Origin of the sequence: Streptomyces sp. A012304 (genome assembly GCF_026008495.1) — a bacterium.
GTDB lineage: Bacteria > Actinomycetota > Actinomycetes > Streptomycetales > Streptomycetaceae > Streptomyces.
Genome location: NZ_BQUN01000102.1, coordinates 1 through 6,543, shown reverse-complemented (window position 1 = coordinate 6,543; position 6,543 = coordinate 1). Strand labels below are relative to the sequence as shown.

Here is a 6,543-nt window from a genome sequence, read left to right as displayed (position 1 = left end):
GGGGCGCCGGGCAGGGACGGGGTGGGGGTGGTGTGGCCCGCGTAGGCCTCCACGGCGAGGCCGGCGGCGAGGAGGGCCGCGCCCCAGGGGAGGGCGGTGGGGTTGAGGGCGGTCGCCGCGGGGTCGGCCGCGGTGGGCGGGGTCGCCGGGCTGCCGTTGGCCGCGGCCGGGGGGTGGGCCGCGCCGCCCGGCGCCTGCGGGGTGCCGCCTCTCTGCGGGGCGGGCGCGGCCCCGGTGGCACGCGTGCCCGCAGGCTGACGGGTGCGTGGGGCGCCGTCGCCGTCGCCGTCGTGGTCTGCGGCTGCCGGTGCGGTACGCCGGGGCTCTGACCATCTGCCGAATCTGCCGTACGTCCCGAACGTCTCCCGTCCTCCCGGTCGGCCCCGCGCCTCGAACCGCCGCAGCGTGGCCCGGGGCCTCGCCGGTGGGTGGGTGTCCCGGGGGCGGAGGGAGAGGGCCACGCAGAGGGAGGCCGTGGCCGGGAGGAGGGACAGCAGGGTGAGGGCGGCCGGGAGGGGGAGGGGGACGCCCGTGGCGAGGGACTGGGCGGCGGCGCCGTCGAAGGGCATGCCCGTGAGGTCGCCGCGCAGATGGAGGAAGACCAGGAGGGCGAGCAGCGAGCCGAGGGTGGTGGACAGGGCCGTCGTGGTCGCGGAGATCGCCATGAGGCGGGCGGGGCCCAGGCCGATGGCGGCGAGGCCGGGGCGGGGGCGGGTGCCGGGGTCGGTGCGGGCCACGGCCAGGGCGAAGTGGACCGTCGCGGCCAGCGGGACCGCGCACCAGGCCAGCCGGAGCGCGGAGGCCCCGGGGGTGTCGGGGTGGGTGAGGGCGTGGCCGAGGGCGCACAGCAGGAGGAAGCCGGTGCCCGCCGAGGCCGTCGCCACGAGCAGGCGGCGCAGTTGGACGGCGGGGTGGGCGCTGCGGGTCAGACGGAGAGCGAGCACGCCGCCCGCCCTTCCGTCTCGGGGACCGGCGGCAGGTGAACGGTCTTCACCCGGCGACCGTCCAGGAGCGACACGGTGCGGTCGGCGAGGGCCGCGGTCTCCGGGTCATGGGTGGCCAGGACGACCGTGATGCCGTGCGAGCGGGCCGCCGTGGTGAGGGTGCGCAGGACGTGCCCGCGGTCGGCGCGGTGCAGGGGGGCCGTCGGCTCGTCCGCGAAGAGGACCGAGGGGGCCGGGGCCAGGGAGCGGGTGATGCACACCCGCTGGCGTTCGGCCTGGGTCAGCTCGCCGGGCCGTTTGCGGGCCTTGTCCCCGACGTCGAGGCGTTCCAGCCACTCCAGCGCGGCGACCTTGGCGCGGCGGCGGCTGGTGCCGCGCAGCATCAGAGGGAGGGCGGCGTTCTCCCAGACGGTGAGTTCGGGGACGAGCGCCGGGGCCGGGTCGATCCAGCCGAAGCGGTCGCGGCGCAGCCGTTCGCGGGCCGTCGGGCCCATGCTGTGCACGGGGATGCTGTTGAACCAGACCTCGCCGCGCTGGGTGGGCACCAGTCCGGCCAGGCAGTGCAGCAGGGTCGTCTTGCCGCTGCCGCGCGGGCCGGTGACGGCGAGGATCTCGCCCTTCCGGACGCCCAGCGAGACGCCGCCGAGCGCGGGGGAGCCGTCGTGGTGGGTGAAGTGCAGGGACCATGCCCACAGCACGTCGTTGTCCGGCGGGGCCTCCATGGGCGTACACCTCGGTTCAGATCCGTAGTTCCCGTGCCAATCCCCCGTCCGGGGGAACGAGAGCAGGGCCGATCGGTCACTGGAACGCTAGGCAGCACACCGGGCGAGGCCGGACAGCACACGGCCCCGGGCCGCCGTTTCTCACTCGAACGGACGGCACGGGGCCTCGCGTCGATCACTTCATCGGACGATCGTCAAAGATCGTCGAAGATCTCACAGCTTCGTCCAGGCCTCCGTCAGCGTCGCGCGCAGGATCTGCTCGATCTCGTCGAACGTCGTCTGGTCGGAGATCAGCGGCGGGGCGAGTTGCACGACCGGGTCGCCGCGGTCGTCGGCACGGCAGTACAGGCCGTTGTCGAAGAGCGCCTTGGACAGGAAGCCGTACAGGACGCGCTCGGTCTCCTCGGCGTCGAAGGACTCCTTGGTCGCCTTGTCCTTGACGAGTTCGATGCCGTAGAAGAAGCCGTTGCCGCGGACGTCGCCGACGATCGGCAGGTCGTGCAGCTTCTCCAGGGTGGCGCGGAAGGCGCCCTCGTGGTCGAGGACGTGCTGGGTGAGGTTCTCGCGCTCGAACAGGTCGAGGTTGGCCAGACCGACGGCCGCGGAGACCGGGTGGCCGCCGAAGGTGTAGCCGTGCAGGAAGGTGTTGTCGCCCTTGTAGAACGGCTCGGCCAGCCGGTCGGAGACGATGCAGGCGCCGATCGGGGAGTACCCCGACGTCATGCCCTTGGCGCAGGTGATCATGTCCGGGACGAAGCCGAACTTGTCGCAGGCGAACATCGTGCCGAGGCGGCCGAAGGCGCAGATGACCTCGTCGGACACGAGCAGCACGTCGTACTGGTCGCAGATCTCGCGCACGCGCCGGAAGTAGCCGGGCGGGGGCGGGAAGCAGCCGCCGGCGTTCTGCACCGGCTCCAGGAAGACCGCGGCGACGGTGTCCGGGCCCTCGAAGAGGATCTGCTGCTCGATCTGGTCGGCGGCCCAGCGGCCGAAGGCCTCCGGGTCGTCGCCGTGGATCGGCGCCCGGTAGATGTTGGTGTTCGGGACCTTGTGGGCGCCGGGGACGAGCGGCTCGAAGGGCGCCTTCAGAGCGGGCAGGCCCGTGATGGACAGCGCGCCCTGCGGGGTGCCGTGGTAGGCGACCGCACGGGAGATCACCTTGTGCTTGGTGGGCTTGCCGACCAGCTTGAAGTACTGCTTGGCCAGCTTCCAGGCGGTCTCCACGGCCTCGCCGCCGCCGGTGGTGAAGAAGACCTTGTTCAGGTCGCCCGGCGCGTGGCCGGCGAGACGTTCCGCCAGCTCCACGGCCTTGGGGTGGGCGTAGGACCAGACCGGGAAGAACGCCAGCTCCTGCGCCTGCTTGAACGCGGTCTCCGCCAGCTCCACCCGGCCGTGCCCGGCCTGGACCACGAACAGACCCGCGAGACCGTCCAGGTAGCGCTTGCCCTTGTCGTCGTAGATGTAGGTGCCCTCGCCCCGGACGATCGTCGGGACCGGGGAGTGCTCGTACGAGGACATGCGGGTGAAGTGCATCCACAGGTGGTCGTACGCGGTGCGGCTGAGGTCCTTGGTGCTCACGGTTATCGGGTCCTCACGGTTATCGGGTTCCCCACATGTAGGTCTGCTTCTTGAGCTTCAGGTAGACGAAGCTCTCGGTGGAGCGCACGCCGGGCAGCGCGCGGATGCGCTTGTTGATGACGTCCAGCAGGTGGTCGTCGTCCTCGCAGACGATCTCGGCGAGGATGTCGAAGGAGCCCGCGGTCATCACCACGTACTCGACCTCGGCCATGTCGGTCAGCGCGTCGGCGACCGCCTCGACGTCGCCCTCGACGTGGAGCCCGACCATCGCCTGCCGGAGGAAGCCCACGGTGAGCGGGTCCGTGACGGCGACGATCTGCATCACGCCCTGGTCGAGCAGCTTCTGGACGCGCTGGCGCACGGCCGCCTCGGACAGGCCGACCGCCTTGCCGATCGCGGCGTACGGCCGCCGGCCGTCCTCCTGGAGCTGTTCGATGATGGCGAGGCTGACGGCATCCAGGTGCGGGGTGCCCTTCTTGGACTCGCGGGAGTCCCGGTGCTCTGCGCTTCGACTGGCCACGACCTCACTCTGCACGACGTCTCGACAGTTCCGCAAGGCCGGATCGATGAAATCCGTTGTTTACGTAACCGGGATCTGCGGATTCCGCAGTGCTGGCGGGATCAGGGGTGTTGAAAACGTGGGGCCAGCGATTAGGGTGGGTGTCTCAGGTATTGGACACCCAGGACACCCACACTTGGAGGCCGGGCAGTGAGCACCGAGCTGCGTCGTCTGCGCAATTACATCGACGGTGAGTTCCGGGACGCCGCCGACGGACGGACCACCGAGGTGGTCAACCCCGCGACGGGCGAGGCCTACGCGACCGCGCCGCTGTCCGGGCAGGCGGACGTGGACGCCGCGATGGCGGCCGCCGCCGCGGCCTTCCCGGGCTGGCGCGACACCACCCCGGCCGAGCGCCAGAAGGCCCTGCTGAAGATCGCGGACGCGTTCGAGGAGCGCGCCGAGGAACTCGTCGCGGCCGAGGTGGAGAACACGGGCAAGCCGATCGGGCTCACCAGGTCGGAGGAGATCCCGCCCATGGTCGACCAGATCCGCTTCTTCGCGGGCGCGGCCCGGATGCTGGAGGGGCGGAGCGCCGGCGAGTACATGGACGGCATGACCTCGATCGTCCGCCGGGAGCCCGTCGGCGTCTGCGCCCAGGTCGCGCCGTGGAACTACCCGATGATGATGGCCGTGTGGAAGTTCGCCCCGGCGATCGCGGCGGGCAACACGGTCGTGCTGAAGCCCTCGGACACCACCCCCGCGTCGACCATCCTGATGGCCGAGATCATCGGCTCGATCCTGCCCAAGGGCGTCTTCAACGTCATCACGGGCGACCGTGACACCGGCCGTCTGATGGTCGCGCACCCGGTCCCGGCGATGGCGTCCATCACCGGTTCCGTGCGCGCCGGCATGTCCGTCGCCGAGTCCGCGTCCCGGGACCTCAAGCGGGTCCACCTGGAGCTGGGCGGCAAGGCGCCGGTCGTCGTCTTCGAGGACACCGACATCGCCAAGGCCGTCGAGGACATCTCCGTGGCCGGTTTCTTCAACGCCGGCCAGGACTGCACGGCCGCCACCCGCGTCCTCGTGCAGGAGGCGATCCACGACGAGTTCGTGGCCGCGCTCGCCAAGGCCGCGTCGGAGACGAAGACCGGGCAGCCGGACGACGAGGACGTGCTCTTCGGCCCGCTGAACAACCCCAACCAGCTCAAGCAGGTCTCCGGCTTCATCGAGCGCCTGCCCGCCCACGCCAAGGTCGAGGCGGGCGGCCACCGGGTCGGCGACAAGGGCTACTTCTACGCCCCGACCGTCGTCTCCGGCCTCAAGCAGGACGACGAGATCGTCCAGAACGAGGTCTTCGGCCCGGTCATCACCGTCCAGTCCTTCTCCGACGAGGACCAGGCCGTGGAGTACGCCAACGGCGTCGAGTACGCCCTCGCCTCCTCGGTGTGGACCAAGGACCACGGCCGCGCGATGCGCATGTCCAAGAAGCTGGACTTCGGCTGCGTGTGGATCAACACCCACATCCCGCTGGTCGCGGAGATGCCGCACGGCGGCTTCAAGAAGTCCGGCTACGGCAAGGACCTGTCGGGGTACGGCTTCGACGACTACACGCGGATCAAGCACGTGATGACGTCGCTCGACGCGTGACGCGCCGCGCTGTGCGCCGCGTCACGCGGCGCACAGCGTGCCTCGGCGGCGCCGGTCACCCGTGCCCGTCGTTGACGACCCCGAACGGGATGTGGACGCTCGGGGTCGTCCGGGACGTGCCCTCGAGGTGACTCTCCTGGTCGTCGAAGAAGATGTGCGGTCTGAGGACGTCCATGACCGTGCTCTTGTCGATGCCGCCCAGGAAGAAGGCGTCGTTGACCCGTACGCCCCAGTTGTTCAGGCTGAGCACGGCCCGCTCGTGCGCGGGCGCGCTGCGCGCCGTCACGATGGAGACGTGGACGCGGATCTGGTACTCCGCGTCCTCGCGCCGTCGTTCCTCCTCCCTGCGCTGGAGTTTGTTGATCTCGCGCAGGAAGTCCCGCAGCGGGCCCGCGTCGTGCGGGGTGGCCACGTTCCGCGTCTCATGGGCGCGGAACCCTTCCATGCCGTCCTGCTGGAACACGCGTTCCGACGCGTCGTCGGCGAGGACCCCGTCGAAGTCGAAGGCGATCCGCAGGTCCGGGTCGTCGGGGTCGTCGGCCACGGCGGAACCGAGGACCCGGCCCGCCGGCAGCCCCGACGCGACGGCCTCCCGGACGTCGTTCTCGTCCGCCGACAGGAACAGGGACATGTGCAGCGCGCGCACGAACCGGTACGGCGCCCGGCCCTGCATGAAGATGGCGCGGCTTATGGGCAGTCCGTGCGCCTTGATGGACCGCATGACCCTCAGTCCCGTGTCGGGATCGTTGCGGGAGAGGATGATCACCTCGACCAGCGGATCGCCCTCGGGCGCCAGGTCGTTCAGCGACAGGATCCGGCGGATGAACGGGAAGGCGACCCCGGGCCGGAGCGTGTCGTCCAGGTTCTCCCGCTGGTAGACGCGGTAACTCTCCTCGCCCTCCCGCCGGAAGACGGCGTCGGACTCCGCCAGGTCGAACAGGGCGCTGGAGGCGATCCCGATGACCAGACGGTTCTCGAGGCTGTACGGCGGCATGTCTGCTCCCTCGTGCGGCACCGCGGGCCGGCGGCGCCCGGCGGGCCCCGACCGTACCCTCCGGCGCACACTTTGCCTCCTCTTCAGGGCCACCCGCCGCCGACTGCCGCCGCCCGCTGCCGGCTGCCGCCGCCGGCTGCCCGCCGCTGCCCGCCG

Annotated in this window: 5 protein-coding genes and 1 pseudogene; 1 reads left to right on the top strand and 5 read right to left on the bottom strand. The window is 71.2% G+C overall.

Features of this window, described 5'->3' with window-relative positions:
- The 4 genes and pseudogenes from ALMP_RS25700 to ALMP_RS25685 all read right to left on the bottom strand — a co-directional run.
- Positions 1–944 (bottom strand): annotated as a pseudogene (locus tag ALMP_RS25700) (hypothetical protein); the annotation flags it as partial.
- Positions 926–1,666 (bottom strand): ABC transporter ATP-binding protein, encoded by a 741-nt coding sequence (locus ALMP_RS25695; protein WP_264932240.1) that lies wholly within the window; start codon positions 1,664–1,666, stop codon positions 926–928. The gene ALMP_RS25695 and the pseudogene ALMP_RS25700, both read right to left, overlap by 19 nt.
- 213 nt (positions 1,667–1,879) lie before the next feature.
- Positions 1,880–3,244 carry an aspartate aminotransferase family protein gene (locus tag ALMP_RS25690; RefSeq protein WP_264932238.1) on the bottom strand — a complete coding sequence of 455 codons (1,365 nt, stop codon included), beginning with the start codon at positions 3,242–3,244 and terminating at the stop codon, positions 1,880–1,882.
- 19 nt (positions 3,245–3,263) lie between these two features.
- Entirely contained in the window at positions 3,264–3,779 is a 516-nt protein-coding gene (locus tag ALMP_RS25685) for an Lrp/AsnC family transcriptional regulator (protein WP_264932236.1), read from the bottom strand.
- A 174-nt stretch (positions 3,780–3,953) separates the two neighbouring features.
- Here ALMP_RS25685 and ALMP_RS25680 point away from each other — a divergent pair, with 174 nt between their 5' ends.
- Positions 3,954–5,393, top strand: coding sequence for a gamma-aminobutyraldehyde dehydrogenase (locus ALMP_RS25680; RefSeq protein WP_264932233.1), 1,440 nt, complete (start codon positions 3,954–3,956; stop codon positions 5,391–5,393).
- A 55-nt stretch (positions 5,394–5,448) separates the two neighbouring features.
- Here the strand turns inward: ALMP_RS25680 and ALMP_RS25675 are convergent, their stop codons facing one another.
- Positions 5,449–6,387 (bottom strand): 5'-nucleotidase, encoded by a 939-nt coding sequence (locus ALMP_RS25675; protein ID WP_264932231.1) that lies wholly within the window; start codon positions 6,385–6,387, stop codon positions 5,449–5,451.
- Positions 6,388–6,543 lie beyond the last annotated feature (156 nt).